The sequence below is a fragment of the Bacillus mycoides genome, assembly GCF_001757995.1.
Lineage (GTDB): Bacteria > Bacillota > Bacilli > Bacillales > Bacillaceae_G > Bacillus_A > Bacillus_A mycoides_B.
In genome coordinates, this window is sequence record NZ_LXLV01000048.1 from 1 (window position 1) to 2689 (window position 2689).

3 protein-coding genes are annotated in these 2689 nt (G+C 32.1%); all 3 read right to left on the reverse strand.

Annotated features, from left to right (window positions below; all coding sequences use genetic code 11):
* Positions 1 to 325: 325 nt before the first annotated feature.
* Positions 326 to 886, reverse strand: a complete 561-nt coding sequence (locus tag BWGOE10_RS16315; protein ID WP_081338157.1) for a GNAT family N-acetyltransferase — start codon at positions 884 to 886, stop codon at positions 326 to 328.
* 490 nt (positions 887 to 1376) lie between these two features.
* Positions 1377 to 1841, reverse strand: a complete 465-nt coding sequence (locus BWGOE10_RS16320; RefSeq protein ID WP_070144052.1) for a hypothetical protein — start codon at positions 1839 to 1841, stop codon at positions 1377 to 1379.
* 468 nt (positions 1842 to 2309) lie between these two features.
* Complete coding sequence (locus BWGOE10_RS16325; RefSeq protein ID WP_070144053.1) at positions 2310 to 2552, reverse strand: hypothetical protein; 243 nt, start codon at positions 2550 to 2552, stop codon at positions 2310 to 2312.
* Between the last annotated feature and the right edge of the window lie 137 nt (positions 2553 to 2689).

A 2689-nucleotide genomic window follows, 5' to 3' on the forward strand; every position in this document is an offset into this window, starting at 1 on the left:
ATTTATTCCTCCTGCTTAATTGTTTAATATAAAAATATATAAATATCGTTATTTTCATTATACAAAATTAAAAAGAAAAGATGGAGTGAAATTCCAATTCACACCATCTTTAACAACAACTTTTTGTAAAAAGACAATAAAGTTATTTAACTTTAAAACTTAAAACAAGCATAACCCCGTTCTAAATTTAGGCCGGGGTTAAAATATAGTTGTATAATTTTCGACATAAGATACTTCACTGTACTTAAAAATATAACAATAAAGTCGTTTAAAAATCTAAGTTTTATTCAAAAAATAGCACCCTATTCTTGAATAATGTTCAATTTCAAACGAATAAAGCCATTAATATTAAATCTTGATAGCCGCCATCCAATTTTACACCCTTTGCTTTTATACCCTCTTCAAAAAAGCCTAGATTCTTATATAACTTGATTGCACTTAAATTATCTTCCATTACCTCAAGACAAACTTTTTCAATCTTACTGTTATTTCTAGCCCAATTGATTAACGTTTCTAGAAGAGCTCTTCCAATACCATAGTTTCGATATTCAGGTAGTATGGTCATCGCAAAAACCCCTTGATGACTAATTTTTTCTTTGTTTCCGTTCTTAAAATCTATTGCACCGACTAACTTACCATCAACTTCAGCAATAAACTGTACATAATTTGGATTTTCATAATAAGCTTTTAACGTTTTTTGAATAGCATCAACATTCATCTGCTTTACATCCTCAACCGTACTTAGCATGTATGGAGCGTTTATTAAAGCTCTTGAAGCAGAATTTAACATTCTTTCTGCATCCTGTTCTTTAGCTTCTCTAATTGTTACTGTTTTTCCGTCCTTAGATTTATAAGTGAAAACGTTAGTTGATAGTATATTAAACACACCTTTCGGAATATAATTACTAGGATTTTTTACCGTCCGACAATTCTTAATTAAGAGAAAATCGTATCACATTTTTCTGCAATCGCTGTCCTTTGACTTAATAACGATTATTTCAAATATTTTAAATTTTTTAAACACTTTATTCCGTTATATGGCCCGATTGTTGAATAACATGACTGGCGTTTTTTAAACAACTTTATTATGTTTTAAACGACTTTATTGTAAATTAAATAACTTTATTATTGCTGTACACTTTTTTCAAAACGTCGCGACTTTATTATAAACATCGCATCTTTTTTCAAAACATCGTGATTTTATTTCAAACCAACAGTGACCCCTCATAGTATACTTTGTAACTAATAGAATATTAATATTCAATCTATATATAAAAAAAATAAGCTCCGAAGAGCTTATTTTAATAATAATATCACCGCAATTATCAATGATATTATCGAAAATACAATCATAAATAATGAAGCTCAGTCATGAGCTATTGCCCTGTTACCGTCATTCCAGCTGTGTAAATTGTATCAATAGAACCGTCAGCACTTACAATTTCAACTTTATAACGGTATGTGCCTGTGTCCCCAATGTAGTCGCCAGGTCCTGTGAAAGTAGAAATTTCATCATATCCTCCAGCTGGAACCCATTGATTTTTCCAATTGAAGGAAGAATCATAATAACCCCAATTATCTTCATATTTCTTTTCGATGCTGACATTGTAATGAATGTCTTCAGCTCGGTCATTTGTAATTCTTGCAATTGTGCTGTTACCAAAAGTAACTTGTGTAGAATGTATTTTAACTGTAACACCGTTCACTGTTTCGCCAGGACCACAGATATAATGACAGCCATCCCAATCATCAGCATGCGCCTTTGGTGTATCTAAATTCATAACCGTTAAACCGCCTAAAGCTAATGCTCCTGTTAATGCAATTGTAGCTAATTTTTTCATGATCATTCCTCCTATTAACCGTTATAAGTGAATGTTTTTATTTTTACGTATTCATTGCCAGCATAAAAAGATTTCTATGACTCATTTTTATCACCTTTCAGCTTATATAATTCGACAAATGGTGATAATTTCCTGCAAATAAAATAAAAAAGCACTCCCGCAGGAATGCTTATTCAAATTCAATTTCTGTTTTATTTTCTGATGTGAAGTATCTTATGGTTTTGGGTTTGTTTTTTATTAATAATTACGGTACGTGAAATTATTATAAGTTGTAATTTATAGCCCCCGTAGACCCTGAATCTACGAGAGCTGCCTAAGGATATTTCACATTCGACTTGGTTCTATTGTAGCAAGCTTTCACCAAATAGCAAAAACATAACGATCCAAAACCAAATAATCAAACGAAATGCACTCTTAAATCCTCCCCAGAGAGAAAATGTTTCCTCTTGCATTATTATCCCCCCTTTCCTACTTGCCTTTTGGTTCTCCAAACCATTCATACATTGCCTGTCGGCTTATAATCCATTCCTTACGCTTCCCTTCAGGATGCAAAAAGTACTTCACTAAACCTTCGTGTAACATGCGCTCTAAATCATTTATTTGCTTCTCGTTCATTAGAGAGGGGCTGTATTTATTCTTAATTGTCTCACGTGGAATCCCCCAATAAAAAGCTGCTTCAGATGGTGTCATATATTTATCAATTTCTTTCATGGGAATTCTCCTTTGTTTGTGCTTTTCCTTTTATGTTACAATAAATAAAGAAGGAAATGGACTAGATTTCCTTCTACTTCAGTCACTCATTAACTAAGCCCTTTGTTTGCTGTTAAGCAAATGGAGGGTTTTTATTT